The following is an 18390-nucleotide window of genomic DNA, read 5'->3' on the forward strand; positions in this document are numbered from 1 at the left end:
AAGAATCCGCGATCCCCTGTAGGAGCGGCCTTGTGTCGCGAAAGGGCTGCGCAGCAGCCCCAGGATTCAGAAGCCTGCACCGGCCCGGGAGCGCTCCCGGGCTTCGTGCGTTCAACCAGGGACCTTTATGTCACGTCGCATTTCCCCCGTCATACCCGGCTTCGGGCTGACGCTGGGCTACACCTTGGTGTACCTCAGCCTGATCGTGCTGATACCGCTGGCGGCCATGTTCATCCATGCCGCGCAGCTCACCTGGGAGCAGTTCTGGAACATCATCAGCGCACCACGGGTGCTGGCCGCGCTGAAGCTGAGTTTCGGTACCGCCCTGTTCGCCGCCATCATCAACGGCGTGATCGGCACCCTGCTGGCCTGGGTGCTGGTGCGCTACACCTTCCCCGGGCGCAAGATCATCGACGCGATGATCGACCTGCCGTTCGCCCTGCCCACCGCCGTCGCCGGTATCGCCCTGACCGCCCTGTACGCCCCGGCGGGCTGGGTCGGCCAGTTCGCCACCGACCTCGGTTTCAAGATCGCCTACACGCCGCTGGGCATCACCCTGGCGCTGACCTTCGTCACCCTGCCGTTCGTGGTGCGCACGGTGCAGCCGGTGCTGGCCGACATTCCGCGTGAAGTGGAAGAAGCCGCCGCCTGCCTGGGCGCGAAACCGCTGCAGGTGTTCCGCCACGTGCTGGCGCCCGCCTTGCTGCCGGCCTGGCTGACCGGCTTCGCCCTGGCCTTCGCCCGGGGCGTGGGTGAGTACGGCTCGGTGATCTTCATCGCCGGCAACATGCCGATGAAGACCGAGATCCTGCCGCTGCTGATCATGGTCAAGCTCGACCAGTACGACTACACCGGCGCCACCGCCATCGGCGTGCTGATGCTGGTGGTTTCCTTCATCCTGCTGCTGCTGATCAACCTGCTGCAGCGGCGCATCGAAACCCCTTGAAGGAGGCCGGCAATGTCTAGTCAAACCCTCGGCGCAACCGCCGCCGCCAACGCCGCCCGGCGTGGCAGCGCCACTTCGCGCCGCGTGCTGATCACCCTGGCCTGGATCGTCTTCGCGCTGTTCCTGGCGCTGCCGCTGGTGATCGTGGTGTCGCAGGCGCTGAAGAACGGCTTCGGCACGTTCTTCGAAGCGATCTTCGAGCCCGACGCGCTGTCCGCCCTCAAGCTCACGCTGCTGGCGGTGGCCATCTCGGTACCACTGAACCTGGTGTTCGGGGTGTCCGCTGCCTGGTGCGTGAGCAAGTACACCTTCCGTGGCAAGAGCGTGCTGGTCACCTTGATCGACCTGCCGTTCTCGGTGTCGCCGGTGATCGCCGGCCTGGTCTACGTGCTGATGTTCGGCGCCCAAGGCCTGTTCGGGCCGTGGCTGCAGGACCACGATATCCAGATCGTCTTCGCCCTGCCGGGCATCGTCCTGGCGACCATCTTCGTCACCGTACCATTCGTGGCCCGCGAGCTGATCCCGCTGATGCAGGAGCAGGGCACCCAGGAAGAGGAGGCCGCGCGCCTGCTCGGTGCCAACGGCTGGCAGATGTTCTGGCATGTCACGCTGCCGAACATCAAGTGGGGCCTGATCTACGGCGTGGTGCTGTGCACCGCCCGGGCCATGGGCGAGTTCGGCGCAGTGTCGGTGGTGTCCGGCCATATCCGCGGCGTCACCAACACCTTGCCGCTGCACGTGGAGATCCTCTACAACGAGTACAACCATGTCGCGGCCTTCAGCGTGGCCAGCCTGCTGCTGATCCTGGCGCTCTTCATCCTGCTGCTCAAGCAGTGGAGCGAGAACCGTATTAACCGCCTGCGCCACAGCGCCGCGGAGGAATGATTCATGTCGATCGAAGTTCGTAACGTCAGCAAGCGCTTCAACAGCTTCCAGGCCCTGGACAACATCAACCTGGATATCCACAGCGGCGAGCTGGTGGCCCTGCTCGGCCCGTCCGGCTGCGGCAAGACCACCCTGCTGCGCATCATCGCCGGCCTCGAGACCCCGGATGACGGCAGCATCGTGTTCCATGGCGAGGACGTGTCCGGCCATGACGTGCGTGATCGCAACGTCGGTTTCGTGTTCCAGCACTACGCACTGTTCCGCCACATGAGCGTGTTCGACAACGTCGCCTTCGGCCTGCGCATGAAGCCTAAGGGCGAGCGCCCGAGCGAGAGCAAGATTGCCGAGAAGGTCCATGAGTTGCTGAACATGGTCCAGCTCGACTGGTTGTCCGATCGCTACCCCGAGCAGCTGTCCGGTGGCCAGCGCCAGCGTATCGCCCTGGCCCGTGCCCTGGCGGTGGAGCCCAAGGTATTGCTGCTCGACGAGCCGTTCGGGGCGCTGGATGCCAAGGTGCGCAAGGAGCTGCGCCGCTGGCTGGCGCGCCTGCACGAGGACATCAACCTGACCTCGGTGTTCGTCACCCACGACCAGGAAGAGGCCATGGAAGTCGCCGACCGTATCGTGGTGATGAACAAGGGCGTGATCGAGCAGATCGGCTCCCCGGGTGAGGTGTACGAGAAGCCGGCCAACGACTTCGTCTACCACTTCCTTGGCGACTCCAACCGTCTGGCGCTGAGCGAAGGGCACCACGTGCTGTTCCGTCCGCACGAAGTGTCGCTGTCGCGCCACGAGACCGAGGGGCATCATGCCGCCGAAGTACGCGATATCCGCCCGCTGGGCGCGACCACGCGAGTGACGCTGAAGGTGGAAGGGCAGAGCGAGCTGATCGAAGCCGAGGTGGTCAAGGATCACGACAGCCTGGCCGGGCTGGCGCGGGGGGAAACGTTGTTCTTCCGGCCGAAGGTGTGGCAGAAGGTGACGGATATCTGAGCTGGCGCTTGCGATGAAAAACCCGGGCATGGTCCCGGGTTTTTTATTGCCTGAGCGTGATCGAGGGCGAAGCCCTCGCAGCGAACCGATGCCTTGAACGAATATTTTGAATGCCGATAAAGCATCGTTCGCGAGCTGTTTTGCTGCAGGCCAAGAACGACGCGGGCTGTGGGCAATCCATCAAAATAAATATTCCATAAATATCTAACTTTACGTTTAAACATTACTTTATGAACTAAGCATCTGGCACTGATGATTCAGCCACACACCTGAATCAACACCCCAGGAGCCTCAAGCAATGGGTAATGTCCAGACCTCCGCCCGGGCCTACGACCAGCCTTGGCGCCCCGCGCCAGGGGAGCTCGTCGAGCTTGGCCGCACCCTGCGCTTGCCGCTCGCGCAACTGCGCCTGCAACGCACGCCGGTCAGCGGCTTGAAGCGTCGCGACAAGCTGGCGCTGGGCCTGCTGGTGCTGGTGCTGCATGGCGCGGTGGCGTACTGGGTCAGCCACCAGCCGACCCCCGAGCTGCCGGTCATCCCGCCGAAGATTCCGCCCATGACCATCGAGTTCGCCGCGCCAGCGCCACCGGTGGCCGAGCCGCCGCCGCCGGCCCCTGTGGTCCAGCCGCCGCCACCGCCACCGGTGGTCGACGAACTGGCCGCCAAGCCCGTGCCCAAGCCGGTCCCCAAACCCAAGCCGGTGCCCAAGCCCGTGGCCAAGCCGCAGCCCAAGCCAGTCGAGGCGCCACCGCCGACACCGGTCGCCGCGCCAGCACCCCCGGCGCCGGCCCCTGCTCCACCCGCGCCGGCTCCGGTGACCCCTGCCTCGGCCAACGCCGCGTACCTGAAGAACCCGGCGCCGGAGTATCCGCAGATGGCCCAGCGCCGTGGCTGGGAAGGCACGGTGCTGCTGCGCGTGGAGGTGCTGCCCAGTGGCAAGCCGGGGCAGATCCAGATCCAGAAGAGCAGTGGCCGCGATGCCCTGGACGCCGCCGCGCTGGCCGCGGTGAAACGTTGGAGCTTCGTCCCGGCCAAGCAGGGCGACCTGGCCCAGGTGGGCTGGGTCAGCGTACCGATCGATTTCAAGCTTCGTTAACTTGCGACCGCATACAGGAAGGACTTCATCATGAGCTTGTTGGCATCTCCCCTCGAATCCGTTGAAAGCGCGGTCATCTGGCTGCTGGTCGGCTTCTCCGTCGCCACCTGGGCGCTGGCCCTGGTCAAGGTCGTGCAGTTCGTGCGCCTGAAAAACCAGGACAAGCGCTTCCACCAGCAGTTCTGGGCCGCGTCCAGCCTCGACTCCGCCGCCGAGCCCGCCCACGACCTGCCCGGCCCGGCCGCCCGTGTCGCCCAGGCGGGCTTTGCAGCGATCGCGGTTGGCGAGCCTGGTCAGGCCAGTGACCTCAGCCAGGCGATCAACCACCAGGATCGCCTGGAGCGCGCCCTGCGCCAGCAGATCGTCCGCGAGCGCCGTTCGCTGGAGACTGGCCTGGCGGTGGTCGCCAGTATCGGCAGCACCTCGCCGTTCATCGGCCTGTTCGGCACCGTGTGGGGCATCATGGAAGCCCTCAAGGGCATCAGCGCGGCGGGCTCGGCGAGCCTGGAAACCGTGGCCGGCCCGATCGGCGCGGCGCTGGTCGCCACCGGCGTGGGTATCGCCGTCGCGGTGCCGGCGGTGCTGGTCTACAACTACTTCCTTCGTCGCCTCAAGCTGACCGCGGCCGACCTCGACGACTTCGCCCATGACTTCTACAGCCTGGCGCAGAAGAGTGCCTTCCGCGTGCTGGTGCACCCCGCGGTGCAGCGCCAGCACACCGGCTTCACCCAACCTGTGAAGGAGGCCTCCTGACATGGCCTTCTCGACCCAGGACAGCGATGAAGTGTTGAGTGAAATCAACGTCACGCCGCTGGTGGACGTCATGCTGGTGCTGCTGGTGGTGTTCATCGTCACCGCGCCGTTGCTGACCAATGCCATCCCGATCAACCTGCCCAAGACCGAGGCCGTCGCCCCGGTGGAGCAGAAGGACCCGCTGGTGGTGAGCATCGACGGCAGCGGCAAGCTGTTCATCAACAAGGACGAGATCCAGCCGGACTTGCTGGAGACCAACCTAAAGGCTGCCAAGGACAAGGACGCCGAGCTGCGTGTGCAGTTGCAGGCCGACGATGGTGTGAACTACGGCGAGGTCGCCCGCGCGATGGCGGCGATCGAGCGTGCCGGGATCAGCAAGCTGGCGGTGATCACCGCGCGCTGACCGACGATACCCTCTTCAGGCAAGTGCTTCGGGGCCATTTTCCTTGGCAGGGGATGGCCCTTTTTTATTGGAGACGCGGATTTGAAGCCTTTCGCTATCCCTGTAGGCGCAGGGCTTAACACTGTGCAAGACAGTTGCTTTAAAAGAATTTTGGTTATTAATAAATAGCTTCTTATTCCTTTACGAACATAGCCCCCTCCCTATACTTGCACCCAAGCACGCAAACTTCCGGAGGCGTCCCCATGCGCAATGAGTCGATTCGTTACCTGATTGTGCCGGGCTGGCAAGGATCGCCAGACAACCATTGGCAAAGTCACTGGCAGCGCAGCCTGCCCAACAGCGCCCGGGTCGAGCAGCACGACTGGCTGACCCCGCAGCGGCGCGATTGGGTGCAGGCCCTGGAGCAGGCGATTGCCGCCGAACGCTCGCCGGTGATTCTCATCGCCCACAGCCTGGGCTGCATCACGGTCGCCCATTGGGCAGCCCAGGCCAGCCCCGAGCTGCTGTGCCGAGTACGTGGCGCACTGCTGGTGGCGCCGGCGGATGTCGAGCGGCCGACCTGCGCGCCGGCCCTGCGCAATTTCGCGCCGATTCCACTGCAGGCCCTGCCGTTCCCCAGCCAGGTGGTCAGCTCCGACAACGACCCGGCGGTGAGTGTGCCGCGCGCGTTGTACCTGGCCCAGGCCTGGAGTGCCGAGGCTGGGCTGCTGGCTGATGCCGGGCACATCAACGTCAAGTCCGGCCATGAACGCTGGGAACAGGGCTTCGCCTACCTCTACCGCCTGCAGGCCCGTGTCGATCAGCGCGCGCTGCGCCGCGCCTGATCCGCCGGTTTTTTCGAACGAGTCGAATCCCCGGTCGCGTGCGACCGGGGCGGGAGTATTCCATGACGTTTCACACTGCTTTCGGCCAGCCGTTGCTGACCTTCCCCGAATTGGACAAGAGCCCGTTGAGCATTCGCGCCAAGGCGCTGGTGTTCGTCGATCCTCGCTCCCAGGCGTTGCGCCAGGCCTTGGAGCGGCTGGCGCCACAACCCTTGCCCGTGCTGATCCGTGGCGAGACCGGCACCGGCAAGGAATTGCTGGCCCGGCAGATCCACCGCGCCAGTGACCGCAGCGGGTTGTTCGTGTCGGTCAACTGCGCGGCCATCAGCCCGACCTACGCCGATGCCGAGCTGTTCGGCTACAGTGCCGCGACCCAGGGCGGCACCGCCAGCAGTCGAGCCGGCTGGTTCGGCTCGGCCAATGGCGGAACGCTGTACCTGGACGAGATTGCCGACCTGCCCCTGGCGATCCAGGGCAAGCTGCTGGCGGCCCTGGAGAACCGCGAGGTAACCCGGGTCGGCGCCACCCAGCCGCAGGCGGTCGATGTGCGGCTGGTGGCCGCTTCCAGCATCGACCTGGCCCAGGCCGTGCGCGCCGGGCGCTTCAACGAACGGCTTTACCATTACCTGCATGAGGGTGAACTCGAGCTGCCGGCATTGCGCGATCGGGTCGGCGACATCCTGCCGCTGGCCGAGTATTTCGTCGGTATCTACAGCGTGCGCCTGGATCGGCCGCTGCCCCTGATCAGCGAGGCGGCCCAGCAGGCGCTGGAGGCCCATGCCTGGCCGGGCAATACCCGTGAGCTGGAGAACATCATCCACTTTGCCCTGCTGGTCAGCGACGGCGAGGAAATCCTCCCGGCGCACCTCGACCTTCCGGATACCGCACCCTTGGCCAGCCTGGCCCGTCAGCTCGCGCAACTGGGTGCCAGTCGGGAGCCGCAAACCGTGGCCGAACTGCGCGGGTTGCTGAACACCGCCTTGGCGCAGTTGGGCGAAGCCGCGCCGTAGAGCAGTGCGTGGCCGCTCATAAGCAAAGGCGGTGATGGCGATTTGTTTTTGGAATAAGCAGCTAATCAAAAGATATTGTTACGGAATAAAAAATCTCGGTATTGTCCGTTGCACGCCCACCCGAACGGATGGGCACCCGACTCGCCATCTGCGATGGCCCAGCTTTAGAACAAGGATCACCATGAAAAAGACCCTGCTGACCACCGCCCTGGCCGCCGCCCTTTCGTTTGCTGGCCTGGCCAATGCCGCCGAGAAACTGGTGGTCGCCGCCACACCCGTGCCGCATGCCGAAATCCTCGAGCTGATCAAGCCGACCCTGGCCAAAGAGGGCGTGGACCTGGAAATCAAGGTCTTCACCGACTACGTCCAGCCCAACGTGCAGGTCGACCAGAAGCGCCTGGACGCCAACTACTTCCAGACCCTGCCGTACCTGAAGAACTTCAACGAAGGCAAGGGTACCCACCTAGAAACCGTGATCGGCGTGCACGTCGAGCCGTTCGGTGGCTATTCGAAGAAGGTCAAGAGCCTGAGTGAGCTGAAGGACGGCGCCACCGTCGCCATTCCCAACGAAGGCAGCAACAGCGGCCGCGCCCTGCTGCTGCTGCAGAAAGCTGGCCTGATCACCCTGAAGGATCCGAAGAACGCCCTGGCCACGCCGAAGGACATCGCCGAGAACCCGAAGAAGCTGAAGTTCAAGGAGCTCGAGTCGGCCATGCTGCCGCGTGTGCTCGACCAGGTCGACCTGGACATGATCAACACCAACTACGCGCTGGAAGCCGGCCTGAACCCGGCCAAGGATGCGCTGGTGATCGAAGGCAGCGACTCGCCTTACGTTAACTTCCTGGTCGCCCGTCCGGACAACAAGGACAGCGAGGCCATCCAGAAACTGGCCAAGGCGCTGACCAGCCCGGAAGTAAAGGCGTTCATCGAGAAGAAATACAGCGGTGCCGTACTGCCGGCGTTCTGATACGCGACCTGGTACGAAAAACGCCGACGCATTTTGCGTCGGCGTTTTTGTTTGGGCTGGCTTGGAGAGGGGCCAGCTCGCCGTGGCGTTTCAGCGCTGACTGGCCAGCGCCCGGCGCAGGGCCAGGAGCCACAGCAATTGTTCATTCGAAGCAGGCAAGCAGGGGCTGTTCATCGTTGTCTTCCTTGTTGAATGTGATGGGCCGTGCAAGTCACAGTTTGAAACCCCTTGGAGGGGAAAATGCTCGGAAAGATCCGTGTGGGATGAAGGAAATTTCTGAGCGCCATGGGGCGGTGATATAGATATGCAATAAAGGTATTTATAAAAATATTTTTATACCTTTAGAGTCTAGGGATCGTGCTTACCGGCACAGCGCCACCATTCGTGAAACGAAGCCGAGCCACCCTCGTGCCGACCCTGGACCTGCCCCATGCCGTACCTTCGTGACCCCGTGTCGAGGCCCTTTCCATGAGCTTCGACACCGCTTTCATGCTTAGCACACTGCCGGCCTTCTTCAAGGCCGTTGGCGTGACCCTGCAAGTCGGGGCGATCGCCATCGTCACCTCGATGCTGGTGGCGCTGCTCAACGCGACGCTCCTGGTGTTGCGCACGCCGTACCTGTGGCGCCTGGTCAAGGGCTACGTGGAACTGGCCCGCAACACACCGCTGCTGATCCAGCTGTTCTTCGTCTACTTCGCCTTGCCGAGCCTGGGGCTGAAGGTGTCCGGCTTCGCCGCCGCGATCATCACCCTGACGTTCATGGGCGGCGCCTATCTCACCGAGGTGCTGCGCGCCGGGGTAGAAGCCGTGCCGCGGGCGCAACTGGAGTCCGGGCGCTCCATCGGGCTCTCCGAGGGCCAGCTGCTGCGCCATGTGATCCTGCCCCAGGCTGGCATCCTCAGCCTGCCGGCACTGTTCGCCAACTTCGTGTTCCTGCTCAAGGAGACCACCGTGGTGTCGGCGGTGGCGGTGCCGGAGATCCTCTACACCACCAAGAACTACATCGCCCTGTACTACAAGACCTACGAAATGCTCGCCGTGCTGACCCTGCTCTGCGTGCTGATCTTCCTGCCGCTGTCGCTGCTGCTGCGCTACCTGGAACGGAGGCTGCAACATGGCCAGTTCGGGCATTGAGCTGCTGCTGGTTTCGCTGCCGCAACTGGCCACGGGCGCCGGGCAGACCCTGGCGATCTCGGCCCTGGGCATTCTGTTCGCCACCCTCGGCGGTGTGCTCTACGGCGTACTGGCGACCCTCGGCAAGCGCTGGCTGAACATCCTGCTGCAGGTGTACCTGGAACTGTTCAGGGCGATTCCAGTGCTGGTCTGGCTGTACCTGGTGTTCTTCGGCTTGCCGATCTTCTTCGGCCTGAGCATTCCCAGTTTCTGGTGCGCGGTGCTGGTGCTGGGCCTGTGGGGCGCCAGCGAGGTCGGCGAGGTGGTGCGCGGCGCCTTGCAGTCGCTGCCACGCGGGCAGCGCGAGGCGGGGTTGTCGATCGGCCTGAGCGGCTGGCAGCTGTATGGCTACGTGCTGCTGCCCCAGGCGCTCAAGCGCATGACCCCGCCGATCATCAACCTCTACACGCGGATCATCAAGACCAGCTCGCTGGCGGTGCTGATCGGCGTGGTCGAAGTGATCAAGGCGGGGCAGCAGATCATCGAACGCACCTACGAGTCGGTGCTGATCTACGGCGCGCTGTTCCTGTTCTTCTTTCTTGTCTGCTACCCGCTGTCGGCCGCCTCCCGCGTGCTGGAGCGGCGCTGGGCCCATGCATGAATCCATTGATCGAATTCCAAGGCTTCAACAAGTTCTTCGGCGAGCACCAGGTGCTCGCGGACATCGACCTCAAGGTCCCGGCCGGCGAGGTGGTGGTGATCCTTGGCCCCAGCGGCTGCGGCAAGAGCACCCTGCTGCGTTGCCTCAACGGGCTGGAGGAGGCCCAGGGCGGCAGCCTGCGGCTAGACGGCCAAGAGCTGCTCGGCCCCGACACCGACTGGCGCCAGGTACGCCAGCGGGTCGGCATGGTGTTCCAGAGCTACCACCTGTTCGGTCACATGAGCGTGCTCGACAACCTGCTGCTGGGCCCGCTGAAGGTGCAGAAGCGCGAACGCCGCGAGGCCCAGGCCCAGGCCGAGGCGCTGCTGGCCCGGGTCGGGCTGCTGGACAAGCGCGACGCCTTCCCCCGCCAGCTCTCCGGTGGCCAGCAGCAACGCATCGCCATCGTCCGTTCGCTGTGCATGAACCCCCAGGTGATGCTGTTCGACGAGGTCACCGCCGCCCTCGACCCGGAGATGGTCAAGGAGGTGCTGCAGGTGATCCAGGGCCTGGCCCGCGAAGGCATGACCCTGCTCATCGTCACCCACGAAATGGCCTTCGCTCGCGCGGTGGCCGACCGCATCGTGTTCATGGAGGCCGGCAGGATCCTTGAACAGAACCACCCCGAGCGCTTCTTCACCCAACCGCAGACCGCACGCGCGCAGCAGTTCCTGGAGAAATTCTCGTTCGTCGAAAGCCTGCCCAAGACACTGCACAAGGAACTGTCATGAAGACTGCCCCGTTCGCCAAACTGCTCGCTCCACTGCTTGGCCTGGCCCTGCTGGCCGGCTGCAACAAGTCCGAAGACCCGGCCAAGCCTGCTGCTGCCTCGCCGGCCTCCAGCTACCTGGAAACCATCAAGGCCCGCGACAAGCTGATCGTCGGTGTGTTCACCGACAAGCCACCGTTCGGCTTCGTCGATGAAAGCGGCCGCTACGTGGGCTTCGACACCGACATCGGCCGTCGCTTCGCCAAGGACCTGCTGGGCGATGAAAGCAAGGTCGAGTTCGTCGCCGTCGAGCCTGCCAGCCGCATTCCGTTCCTGCAGAGCGACAAGGTCGACCTGATCCTCGCCAACATGACCGTCACCCCCGAGCGCAAGGAAGCGGTGGACTTCACCAACCCCAACCTGCGCGTGGCGGTGCAGGCCATCGTCGCCGATGGCAGCCCGGTGCAGAAACTCGACGACCTGGCCGACAAGACCATCATCGTCACCACCGGCACCACCGCCGATATCTGGCTGACCAAGAATCACCCGGACTGGAAGCTGCTGAAGTTCGAGAAAAACACCGAGTCGCTGGCTGCCCTGGCCAATGGCCGTGGCGATGCCTATGCCCAGGACAACCTGATCCTGTTCAGCTGGGCCAAGCAGAACCCGGGCTATCGCGTGCTGCCGCAGCTGCTGGGCGACGAGGCGCCGATTGCGCCGGCGGTGAAGAAGGGCAACACCGAGTTGCGCGACTGGGTGAACAGCGAGCTGGCCAAGCTGGGCGAGGAGAAGTTCCTGCTCAAGCTGTACGACCAGTACGTGCGCAAGGAACTGAGCGACGACACCAAGCCTGAGAGCGTGATCGTCGAGGGCGGAAAGTTGCAGGGTTGATTACCTGAACGGGGCCGCACAGCGGCCCTCTCCGGTCTCAGCGATTTCGCGGCAACCAGTTCAACAGGAAATCATTCACCACCTGCGGATTCTCCAGGCTGGAGATATGCCCGGCGAATGGAACCTGTGCCGCCAAGCATCCAATCAGCTGCGCCATCTCCGCTGACTCTGTCGGTGGCCTTGGAATGTCCTGGTCGCCACAGAGCACGATGGTTCGCTCTCCTGGCAGCTCACCCAGTCGCGCCAGCAGGTCTGGCCGGCCGAAGATCACCCGGCCCATCGGATCGAGGCTGTCCCGGATGGTTTCGGCGCTGCTTGCCTTGAGGTCCGCACGGAAGCATTCGCGCACCTCGGGCACAGTCTGGCCACCGGCATGGAAGAAGATCGGCACCACAACGTCCAGCAACGGGTCTATGAAGGCTCCCGCTTTGCTTGCCGCATCCAGCAAACCGAAATACTTCAGCCGCGTCGGCTCGGGCTCGGCGCCCAGGTAGGTGTCCATCAGCACCAGGCGGTCGACGCGTTCAGGGTGGTCAACGGCCAACTGCGCGCCCCACATGCCGCCAACCGACAGCCCGACCAGGTGGCACTTCTGGATATCCAGGGCATCGAGCAATGCCAGGTGCTGTCGAGCCAGGGCAGCCATGTCGACGGTACTGGCGGGCGGAGCGGCGGAATCGCCGTGCCCCCACAGCTCAGGCACGATGACCCGGAAGTGCCGTGACAGTGCGTCGATCTGCGGTTGCCACATGGCGGACGACCACAGGTAGCTGTGTCCCAGCAGCACTGGGAAGCCCTGGCCCTGGTCGACATAGCTCATGCGTGCTCCGTCTATCTCGATGAAGCGTTTGTGCATTGCGTGACCTCATGGATTGCGAGAGGGCCGCTGTGTGGCCCCGGTTTCTATCTGGGCACCAGCCGCAACGTGCTCTGCGCCGGAATCACCCCCATCCGCGCCTTGTGATAGCGCCCCTCGATATAGTCCTCGGCCTGATCGCCGTAATGCCGGTCGAACGGCACGCCACTCTGCCCGACGGGGTTGATGGTCAGCGCGGCGCCTGCGTCGGCGAAGTCGATCAACCGGCGGGTTGAAGGACCATAGGTCACCGGCCAGGGCGCCGGGCCGATCTTCGCCGACAGGTTGTTCGGCACCTCGTGGGTGCCGGGCGCGGCGAACGGGCCGACATTGAACAGCAGGTTGAGCGGCTTCTTCACCCCCAGTGGATGGTTGTGGGTGAGGGTGTGGGCCTTGCCCCATTGCCAGCTGGCCGGATCCTTGCCGAATGTCTCGCGCAGGTGCTTGAGGCTGCGTTGCCAGGCCTGGCGCACGATGGCGTCACGGTCGGTGCGTTCACTGGCGCCGCGCTGGCTCCACCAGGGCGATGTCGGGTCCGCGGCCAGGCGGGGCAGAGCGGCGTCGATGGCGCGGGTGCTGATCAGCACCGGGAACCAGGTGTCGCCCAGCTCGTCGTGCAGGGCGGCGAACGCCAGTTCGTAGAGGAACTGGTTGAACAGCGTGGCACTGATGGAGTCCAGCGGATAGTCGCCGCGCCAGGCGGCCAGTTGCTCGACCAGCTCCTTCTCCTCGTCGCCCTGGGCGATATTGCGCAAGGTGCCGAGCAGCGGCGCCAGGGTGCGCGGGCCGTAGTCGGTGCTGGTGTCCAGTTGCAGGGCCTGGCTGTTCTGGGTGTCCCACTTGATGTCCGGGTCGCTCAACTGGCGATCGAGCTGACGGCCGCGATCGGCCAGGTTGTAGTAGCCGGGCACGGGAATTGCGCCGGGCGGCTGGTAGTTGGCCGAGACGATGTAGCCGCTCGCCGGGTTCTCCTGCTGCGGATTGGCGCTGAACGGGTAGAAGCCCGGCTTGGCGGCCTGCCCGCTGGCACCATCGAGAATGAACGCCGGGTTGACGCCGTCCGGGCGGATCGGCAGGCGCGCCGCCGCCCACCAGCCGATATCGCCCTGGGCATTGGCCCATACCAGGTTCAGCCCCGGCGCCTGAACCTTGGCGGCCGCCTCGCGCATCTTGCCCAGGGTGTCGGCGCGGTTGATCTGGTAGAAGCCCTCGAGTATCGGGTTCTCTGTTTCCAGGAACGCCCACCACATGGCGATGGGCGTCGGGCCTGCGGTATCGCCGAGCACGCTGTTGACGATCGGGCCATGGGGCGAGCGGCGCAGGGTGATGCTGGCAGGTTCCGCGCCCTTGACCGCGATCTTCTGTTCGATCTTTTCCAGTGGCTGCCAGCGGCCATCGACCATCACCTGCTCGGGGGCCTGTGGGTTGGTCCGCTCCGCGATCAGGTCAACGTCGTCGTTCTGGAACATGGTCAGGCTCCAGCCGAAGTCGCGGTTGTGGCCGAGCAGGGCGAACGGGTTGAGCGCCTGGAAGTAGCCATACAGGTTGAACCCCGGCGCCGACAGCTCCGCCTCGTACCAGATTGCCGGCACGGCGAAGCTGATGTGCGGGTCGCCCGCCAGCAGCGGCCGGCCACTGCGGGTGCGGCTGCCAGCCACGGCCCAGGCGTTGCTGCCTTCGAACTGCGGGATGCCGGCATCGCCCAGGGCATCGTGACTCAGCCGCGCCAGCTGCTCCAGGCTGCGCCAGTCGGCGGCGGCCAGAGGGGTGGCCACGGCGCCGTCGGGCTGCCAGTCGAGGTCGAAAATCTTCAGGTATTCGGGGCCGAGCTGGTCGCGGATGTAGGTCAGCGCGGGGTCGGTACGGAATGCCGCGGCGAAGCTGTAGGCGAGGTAACCGGCGATGCTCAGGGTGTCCTCGGCGGTGAAGGGGCGTGGCGGGATGCCGAGCAGGTCGAACTCCATCGGCTTGGGATGGCTGGCCTGCCACTGGTTGATACCGTCCAGGTACGCCTGCAGCGCCTGCCAGGCCGGCGACTGGCGGTCCTGGCGCTGCGCCATCAAGGCCGCCTGGTCGCGGATGCGCAGGCTGCGGAACAGGGTGTCGGTGGGCAGCAGCTTGTCGCCCAGCACCTCGGCCAGCTCGCCGCGGGCCAGGCGGCGCATGATCTCCATCTGGAACAGACGGTCCTGGGCGTGCACGTAGCCCAGGGCGCGGTACAGGTCCTGCTCGTTCTGCGCCTGCAGGTGCGGCACGCCGCGGGCATCGAAACGCACGCTGACCGGCGCCTGCAATCCGCCGACGGCTACCTCGCCGTCACGTTGCGGCTGCTTGCCGCGCACGTACCAGTAACCGGTGCCTGCGGCGGCCACTGCGATCACCACCGCCAGCAAGGTCAGGCTGCGCTTCATCGAGACTCCTTGTGCACTCGAACGAGAAAATATGGTCCGATCATCGGCGGATTCGCGAACTGAGCATAGTCCCCTGGAAGGAGTTTCCATGTCCCTCAGCGAAAAACAGAAAATGCTGGCAGGCCAGCTCTACCATGCCGGCTGTCCCGAGCTACAAGCCGAACAGGCGGCCAACCGCCACTGGATGCACCGCTACAACAACAGTGTCGATCAGCCCAACGAGGCGCGTCATGGCCTGTTGGAGGAGCATTTCGGCAGTGTGGGCAGCGGCGTGGTGATCCGCCCGCCATTCCATTGCGACTACGGCTACAACATCAGTGTGGGCACCAACACCTTCATGAACTTCAACTGCGTGATTCTCGACGTGCTTCCTGTGCGGATCGGTGCCGATTGCCAGATCGCCCCGGCGGTACAGATCTACACCGCCGACCACCCGCTGGACCCGGCGCTGCGCCGCAGTGGCCTGGAAAGCGGGCGCCCGGTGATCATTGGCGACAATGTCTGGATCGGCGGCGGGGCGATCATCCTGCCGGGGGTGACCATTGGTGATAACGCCGTGGTCGGCGCCGGCAGCGTGGTGACCCGGGATGTGCCGGCGGGCGCGGTGGTGGTGGGTAATCCAGCGCGGGTGCGTGGCTGAAGTGCGAAGCCCTGCGGGGTTGGCCGCAGGGCTTTTGGTCAGGCGGGCTTGAAGCCGGGTTTGCCGTTGGCTGCGCGCCATTCTTTGACGCGGTCTAGGACGCCTTGAGGGCTATCCTCTGCGCCTTCTCCTGGATAGCAAATGAGATCAGATCCCTGTGGGTTTTCGATGATCGTCTCGAATCTTCGCATCAGTTGATCCTGATACTCAATGAAACGGGCACCTTTGAGATCCGTGCGATTGACAAAAAAATCTTGCAGAAACTCCAAGAATTCACTTTCCGTGTATTCAGTGATGCTTTTGCTATTGGTCATTGCTTTTACCTTTTTTACTGTGGTGGTCAATATGTTGTTGAGGTGTCATGACTGCCAAGTTGTCCAGGTTATAAACGGCGCCGCCATTTTTGACTTCTTCAATATGGTGAATCTCAAAGCTTTTTCGCTTTCCGACCCACTTTATCCCGGGTGCCAGTGGCGCGCCACCGTCTGTCATTCGTATCAAGTTATTCCTTGTGAAGTGTTTGCTGAGTAGGGAATCAGCGGCCACTTCCATCCAAAACGCCTCCCGCAGCCTATCGAAACTACTGAACCTGCGCCCCCTCAACTTATCCGCAATCCGTGAAGGAATCGGCGCGCCCTCTGGTGTGACTGCGGCCTCAAGAAAGCGATCCGGCGTCACCTGCCCGTAACCGCTGGCCACCCCGGCGATCTGCCGGGGATCGCGGAACATCACATAGATCGGCGACAGCCCCGAATCGGCGGGGAAGACAATGACGTAATCGTCGATATGTGGGTCCGGCAGGGCAGGGAATGCGTTGATGTCCGGCTCGCGCTTCGAACTGATCGTGCCCGGGTAATGCTTAGTCAGATCCTCGACGATCGGCAGCGCGGGCGTGGTGCTGCCGGTCAGCGGGTCACGGGTGCCCAGGCTGCTCGGTGGCGTGGCCGGATGCCAGAGCAGCGTCGCACCGCCTGGGCCATCGGCGGTGAAGCTGTAACTCTCCAGGGCAGGGTCCCAATTGGCTTGGCGTACGCGGACATCGCGCAGAAGGCTGCTGCCATCGGTGCTAGCCAGGTATACCTCGGTCTGTTCACCCACTGGAACGGCGTTCATCCGTAGCGCCAGCTCAAGCGTCTGCCCGGCCCTGCGGTTGGCTTCAGCGGTCAGATCCGCGCCGGGAGTCATGTAGGCCAGCGGCACACTGACGCCCATGCGCTCTCCATTGCCGAGTCGGGCCGAGTAGAGCATCAGGGACGCATACCGAACGGCGCCGGTCGCGGCGTGTGCCAGCAAGCGTGGTGCGGCTGACTGCAGCGCCTTTCCCAGCAGTTCCCAGAACGCCTCGAAGTACGCGATGGCACCGCTTGAACTCGCCAGAACCACTACGTGGCGAGTGCTGGCGACCCAGGCGTGGAAGGTGACAGGGGTATTGCTCGGCGTCTGTCCGCTGAGCATGGAGAGGTGTGTCTGCTCATCGAATGCGGCGTGGATGGCGTCATGGGCCCTCAGGTGCAGAGGGTTGTCGGCAGCCCGTCCCCATTGCGCATCGATGCCATAGCCTGTGCGCTCGAGCTCGACCCTGTCCCGCAATTGCTGCAGCTCCGGATTGCGCTGGGCGTGTGGCTTGCGGTTCTGCTCGGTGATCACGGTGTCGAGCTGACTGCTGTCGAACTCGAGTGAAAGATTATCCTTTCGAGCGGCCGCAGAATGTTTATGGAGTGCATTCTGGGCGCGGATCAGGTCGGAGGTTTCCCGCTCCAGCTCACGAGCATGCTCGGCTGCGGCCTGGGCTGCGATGTCGTCATGCTGGTGGCGCTGGAATGTGCTCAATGCGCCCTCGAGCGAGGCGCGCGCGAGCTCATGCTCAAGCTTACTGACGGAGAAGCGAGCGAGTTTCGTTTCCAGCCGATGGACCAGTTGAACCACCCGATCGCGTTGCGCTGCCTTGTACCTGGAATCGGTCAGCGCCCATTGCAGGCGAGCCTGGCGGCGACGAAGTTCATTGAGCTGGCGCGCCAGGCGCTTGGCCTCGAAGGCCGCGCGGTAGGCTGTCAGCCAGGCTTGACGAGGCGCGTGGGGGGCGTTCGGCTGCCGGACGACAGCAAGAAAATCTTTGAGTGGGCGATGCTCCGGGTCTGTACCAAAGAAGCTGTTGGCTTGCTGGCGAGCCTGTTGCAACTGAGTCTGGTAGGTTGCGGTGAGCTGCCTGACGGCAGCGATCTGGCGCTCCAGACGCGCGGATTCGCTGAGGCTTGTCAGTGGGCCTGCGCTGGTCGCGATGGCCTGGTCGAGTCGTTCGTCCTGGGTAGCCTGCAGGCGCGCGTGGTCGGTGTGAACCTGTTGCTTGTCCGATTCGACCTGGCGGACCAGGTCAATTACCAGGTGGCCAGGGCGGAATGTCGATACCAGTTGCAGCGGATGGACCCGTTGATGTCCCCAGAAGATCGGTGGGGTTGAACGGAACTGTTCTTCGTAGCGGTCTCTGACGTTGATAGGGGTAAGCTTGGTGTAGCCTTCGCGTGACATACAGTTCTCCTTGTTCTGTATGTCGCTACCCTAGGGAGTCTCTGGGATGAGGCTGCGGTAGTGGGCTATTGGCCTGGCCCACTGCTCCACGGGCAATAGCAGCCGACCGCCAAGGTGTTGGAGGCCTGCACCCGACGCCCTTCTTCCAGCGCCATGAGGATCGGCTCGATGAAACTATTGCTCGAGTTGCACACCGCACCTTCGCTGTAGGGGCCGAAGTAGGCGAGGTTGCCGTCGTGGTCCCAGATCGCCACGGCGGGACTTGCGGGCAGGTGCTCGCTGCCGGGCAGGCTGGCCAGGGGCTTCAGCGCTCCCAGGTTGGCCGGCAGTCGGCCGTGGCTGCCAGGTTTTTGCACGACATGGAAGCTGACCCCGAGCGGCGCGAAGCGCTCGAACAGCTCGCCCAGGTGCTGCTGGTTGCCGACGTTGCAGGGGCAGGCCGGGTCCCAGAAGTGCACCACGCGGATCGGGCCCGGACCTGCCAGTTCGGGGGGCAGGCGCAGCTGGCTGCCGTCGAAGAAGGTGGTCTGGTTGTCGAAGGTGCGCAGGTAGCGGGACTGGAAGCTGTCGTAGGCCCACCAGAGGGTGGTGGCGCAGAGCAGCAGTGCAAGTAATGTGATAAATCGCTTCGCCATGGGGGCCTTGGCACGAGGTCGCATTGTTCATC

Annotated in this window: 19 protein-coding genes; 14 read left to right on the forward strand and 5 right to left on the reverse strand. The window is 64.2% G+C overall.

The window, feature by feature from the left end; genetic code table 11:
* The first annotated feature begins 127 nt into the window (after window positions 1-127).
* The 13 genes from cysT (at window position 128) to AC25ND_RS07125 (ending at window position 11290) form a co-directional block, all read left to right on the forward strand.
* Window positions 128-946: a sulfate ABC transporter permease subunit CysT gene (gene cysT, locus AC25ND_RS07065; RefSeq protein WP_104833771.1), complete on the forward strand. Its 819-nt coding sequence runs from the start codon at window positions 128-130 to the stop codon at window positions 944-946.
* 12 nt (window positions 947-958) lie between these two features.
* Window positions 959-1831, forward strand: a complete 873-nt coding sequence (gene cysW / locus AC25ND_RS07070) for a sulfate ABC transporter permease subunit CysW (protein WP_062359848.1) — start codon at window positions 959-961, stop codon at window positions 1829-1831.
* A 3-nt stretch (window positions 1832-1834) separates the two neighbouring features.
* Complete coding sequence (locus AC25ND_RS07075; protein WP_028688529.1) at window positions 1835-2824, forward strand: sulfate/molybdate ABC transporter ATP-binding protein; 990 nt, start codon at window positions 1835-1837, stop codon at window positions 2822-2824.
* 298 nt (window positions 2825-3122) lie between these two features.
* Complete coding sequence (locus tag AC25ND_RS07080) at window positions 3123-3920, forward strand: energy transducer TonB (RefSeq protein WP_486976191.1); 798 nt, start codon at window positions 3123-3125, stop codon at window positions 3918-3920.
* A 30-nt stretch (window positions 3921-3950) separates the two neighbouring features.
* The gene (locus tag AC25ND_RS07085) at window positions 3951-4673 is read left to right on the forward strand and encodes a MotA/TolQ/ExbB proton channel family protein (protein WP_028688527.1); all 723 of its coding nucleotides are present in this window, start codon (window positions 3951-3953) and stop codon (window positions 4671-4673) included.
* A 1-nt stretch (window position 4674) separates the two neighbouring features.
* Complete coding sequence (locus AC25ND_RS07090) at window positions 4675-5076, forward strand: ExbD/TolR family protein (protein WP_028688526.1); 402 nt, start codon at window positions 4675-4677, stop codon at window positions 5074-5076.
* A gap of 242 nt (window positions 5077-5318) precedes the next feature.
* Complete coding sequence (locus AC25ND_RS07095; protein WP_028688525.1) at window positions 5319-5900, forward strand: alpha/beta hydrolase; 582 nt, start codon at window positions 5319-5321, stop codon at window positions 5898-5900.
* A 62-nt stretch (window positions 5901-5962) separates the two neighbouring features.
* On the forward strand, window positions 5963-6910 hold the full coding sequence (locus AC25ND_RS07100) for a sigma 54-interacting transcriptional regulator (protein WP_062359839.1): 948 nt from the start codon (window positions 5963-5965) through the stop codon (window positions 6908-6910).
* 181 nt (window positions 6911-7091) lie between these two features.
* Complete coding sequence (locus tag AC25ND_RS07105; RefSeq protein WP_028688523.1) at window positions 7092-7877, forward strand: MetQ/NlpA family ABC transporter substrate-binding protein; 786 nt, start codon at window positions 7092-7094, stop codon at window positions 7875-7877.
* Window positions 7878-8345: 468 nt separating this feature from the next.
* Window positions 8346-9011 carry an amino acid ABC transporter permease gene (locus AC25ND_RS07110; protein ID WP_069015892.1) on the forward strand — a complete coding sequence of 222 codons (666 nt, stop codon included), beginning with the start codon at window positions 8346-8348 and terminating at the stop codon, window positions 9009-9011.
* On the forward strand, window positions 8992-9651 hold the full coding sequence (locus tag AC25ND_RS07115; RefSeq protein ID WP_028688521.1) for an amino acid ABC transporter permease: 660 nt from the start codon (window positions 8992-8994) through the stop codon (window positions 9649-9651). The genes AC25ND_RS07110 and AC25ND_RS07115 overlap by 20 nt, the downstream gene beginning before the upstream one ends.
* Entirely contained in the window at window positions 9648-10421 is a 774-nt protein-coding gene (locus AC25ND_RS07120; protein ID WP_028688520.1) for an amino acid ABC transporter ATP-binding protein, read from the forward strand. Before AC25ND_RS07115 ends, AC25ND_RS07120 begins: the two co-directional genes overlap by 4 nt.
* Window positions 10418-11290, forward strand: coding sequence for a transporter substrate-binding domain-containing protein (locus tag AC25ND_RS07125; protein ID WP_486976192.1), 873 nt, complete (start codon window positions 10418-10420; stop codon window positions 11288-11290). The genes AC25ND_RS07120 and AC25ND_RS07125 overlap by 4 nt, the downstream gene beginning before the upstream one ends.
* 37 nt (window positions 11291-11327) lie before the next feature.
* Here the strand turns inward: AC25ND_RS07125 and AC25ND_RS07130 are convergent, their stop codons facing one another.
* Both AC25ND_RS07130 and AC25ND_RS07135 read right to left on the reverse strand, forming a co-directional pair.
* Window positions 11328-12146 carry an alpha/beta fold hydrolase gene (locus AC25ND_RS07130; protein ID WP_088852202.1) on the reverse strand — a complete coding sequence of 273 codons (819 nt, stop codon included), beginning with the start codon at window positions 12144-12146 and terminating at the stop codon, window positions 11328-11330.
* Between the two features lie 47 nt (window positions 12147-12193).
* Window positions 12194-14557, reverse strand: a complete 2364-nt coding sequence (locus AC25ND_RS07135; protein WP_486976193.1) for a penicillin acylase family protein — start codon at window positions 14555-14557, stop codon at window positions 12194-12196.
* A gap of 88 nt (window positions 14558-14645) precedes the next feature.
* Between AC25ND_RS07135 and AC25ND_RS07140 the strand changes: the two genes are divergently transcribed.
* Window positions 14646-15197: a sugar O-acetyltransferase gene (locus AC25ND_RS07140; RefSeq protein WP_186594578.1), complete on the forward strand. Its 552-nt coding sequence runs from the start codon at window positions 14646-14648 to the stop codon at window positions 15195-15197.
* A 38-nt stretch (window positions 15198-15235) separates the two neighbouring features.
* On the opposite strand, the gene AC25ND_RS07145 is transcribed toward AC25ND_RS07140, so the two are convergent.
* The 3 genes from AC25ND_RS07145 to AC25ND_RS07155 form a co-directional block, all read right to left on the reverse strand.
* Complete coding sequence (locus AC25ND_RS07145; RefSeq protein WP_186594580.1) at window positions 15236-15511, reverse strand: bacteriocin immunity protein; 276 nt, start codon at window positions 15509-15511, stop codon at window positions 15236-15238.
* Window positions 15501-17723, reverse strand: coding sequence for an S-type pyocin domain-containing protein (locus AC25ND_RS07150; protein WP_486976194.1), 2223 nt, complete (start codon window positions 17721-17723; stop codon window positions 15501-15503). The genes AC25ND_RS07145 and AC25ND_RS07150 overlap by 11 nt, the downstream gene beginning before the upstream one ends.
* A gap of 65 nt (window positions 17724-17788) precedes the next feature.
* The gene (locus AC25ND_RS07155) at window positions 17789-18382 is read right to left on the reverse strand and encodes a DUF6436 domain-containing protein (RefSeq protein WP_486976195.1); all 594 of its coding nucleotides are present in this window, start codon (window positions 18380-18382) and stop codon (window positions 17789-17791) included.
* Window positions 18383-18390 lie beyond the last annotated feature (8 nt).

This window comes from Pseudomonas sp. P110(2024) (assembly GCF_057480795.1).

Excerpts from the sequence above, each read along its gene's own strand:
- cysT (WP_104833771.1), top strand. The coding sequence starts at position 128 with ATGTCACGTCGCATTTCCCCCGTCATACCCGGCTTCGGGCTGACGCTG.
- cysW (WP_062359848.1), top strand. The coding sequence starts at position 959 with ATGTCTAGTCAAACCCTCGGCGCAACCGCCGCCGCCAACGCCGCCCGG.
- AC25ND_RS07075 (WP_028688529.1), top strand. The coding sequence starts at position 1,835 with ATGTCGATCGAAGTTCGTAACGTCAGCAAGCGCTTCAACAGCTTCCAG.
- AC25ND_RS07080 (WP_486976191.1), top strand. The coding sequence starts at position 3,123 with ATGGGTAATGTCCAGACCTCCGCCCGGGCCTACGACCAGCCTTGGCGC.
- AC25ND_RS07085 (WP_028688527.1), top strand. The coding sequence starts at position 3,951 with ATGAGCTTGTTGGCATCTCCCCTCGAATCCGTTGAAAGCGCGGTCATC.
- AC25ND_RS07090 (WP_028688526.1), top strand. The coding sequence starts at position 4,675 with ATGGCCTTCTCGACCCAGGACAGCGATGAAGTGTTGAGTGAAATCAAC.
- AC25ND_RS07095 (WP_028688525.1), top strand. The coding sequence starts at position 5,319 with ATGCGCAATGAGTCGATTCGTTACCTGATTGTGCCGGGCTGGCAAGGA.
- AC25ND_RS07100 (WP_062359839.1), top strand. The coding sequence starts at position 5,963 with ATGACGTTTCACACTGCTTTCGGCCAGCCGTTGCTGACCTTCCCCGAA.
- AC25ND_RS07105 (WP_028688523.1), top strand. The coding sequence starts at position 7,092 with ATGAAAAAGACCCTGCTGACCACCGCCCTGGCCGCCGCCCTTTCGTTT.
- AC25ND_RS07110 (WP_069015892.1), top strand. The coding sequence starts at position 8,346 with ATGAGCTTCGACACCGCTTTCATGCTTAGCACACTGCCGGCCTTCTTC.
- AC25ND_RS07115 (WP_028688521.1), top strand. The coding sequence starts at position 8,992 with ATGGCCAGTTCGGGCATTGAGCTGCTGCTGGTTTCGCTGCCGCAACTG.
- AC25ND_RS07120 (WP_028688520.1), top strand. The coding sequence starts at position 9,648 with ATGAATCCATTGATCGAATTCCAAGGCTTCAACAAGTTCTTCGGCGAG.
- AC25ND_RS07125 (WP_486976192.1), top strand. The coding sequence starts at position 10,418 with ATGAAGACTGCCCCGTTCGCCAAACTGCTCGCTCCACTGCTTGGCCTG.
- AC25ND_RS07130 (WP_088852202.1), bottom strand. The coding sequence starts at position 12,146 with ATGCACAAACGCTTCATCGAGATAGACGGAGCACGCATGAGCTATGTC.
- AC25ND_RS07135 (WP_486976193.1), bottom strand. The coding sequence starts at position 14,557 with ATGAAGCGCAGCCTGACCTTGCTGGCGGTGGTGATCGCAGTGGCCGCC.
- AC25ND_RS07140 (WP_186594578.1), top strand. The coding sequence starts at position 14,646 with ATGTCCCTCAGCGAAAAACAGAAAATGCTGGCAGGCCAGCTCTACCAT.
- AC25ND_RS07145 (WP_186594580.1), bottom strand. The coding sequence starts at position 15,511 with ATGACCAATAGCAAAAGCATCACTGAATACACGGAAAGTGAATTCTTG.
- AC25ND_RS07150 (WP_486976194.1), bottom strand. The coding sequence starts at position 17,723 with ATGTCACGCGAAGGCTACACCAAGCTTACCCCTATCAACGTCAGAGAC.
- AC25ND_RS07155 (WP_486976195.1), bottom strand. The coding sequence starts at position 18,382 with ATGCGACCTCGTGCCAAGGCCCCCATGGCGAAGCGATTTATCACATTA.